Raw genomic sequence first — 477 nt, 5'->3', positions numbered from 1 at the left:
GCCATGTTCCGGTCCGTCTTCGAGAGGGGATCGCGGCTCGGCGCGGGACCGGTGCTGAGACTGTGGCGTGCGCTGCTGAGCTTCTTCTCGCGCTGGTGGCAGATCGAGTCGCTCTACCGGGCCAACGCCAAGTACCGACCGATCTGGGAGCCACGTTTCATGCTGTTCGAGAAGAGCGCCGACCTGGCGCGCATCTCCATCGCGGCGGGCCGCGCCGAAGGGTTCCTGGAAGCGCCGGGGCTGCCGAAGTGGCTGCACCGCGCGCGTCCCGGCGCCCACAGATGAGCCGCTCCCGGATGAGCAGCCCGGAGACGAACGGCTCCCGGACGAGCCGTTTCCCGGCGCTGCGCCGGGCCGCGCGGCGGGAGTGGGGCCCGCTCTTCACCACCGTACGGACGGGGCTGTCCGAACACGGGGTGCGGGCGCTCGCGCTGACCCTGACGGCGGTGACGCTGACCGCGGCCGTGCAGGTGATCC

1 protein-coding gene and 1 pseudogene are annotated in these 477 nt (G+C 71.7%); both read left to right on the top strand.

Going from position 1 to position 477, the window contains the following annotated elements:
• A partial coding sequence (locus RNC47_RS36450; RefSeq protein ID WP_311605158.1) for a phosphatidylglycerol lysyltransferase domain-containing protein occupies positions 1-285 on the top strand: 285 nt, incomplete at its 5' end.
• 11 nt (positions 286-296) lie between these two features.
• Positions 297-477 (top strand): annotated as a pseudogene (locus tag RNC47_RS36445) (hypothetical protein); the annotation flags it as partial.

The organism is Streptomyces millisiae (genome assembly GCF_031845425.1).
In the GTDB taxonomy this organism is placed as follows: Bacteria; Actinomycetota; Actinomycetes; order Streptomycetales; family Streptomycetaceae; genus Streptomyces; species Streptomyces millisiae.
Note: the sequence above shows the minus strand (reverse complement) of the source record. Positions and strands in the feature narration are given on the sequence as shown.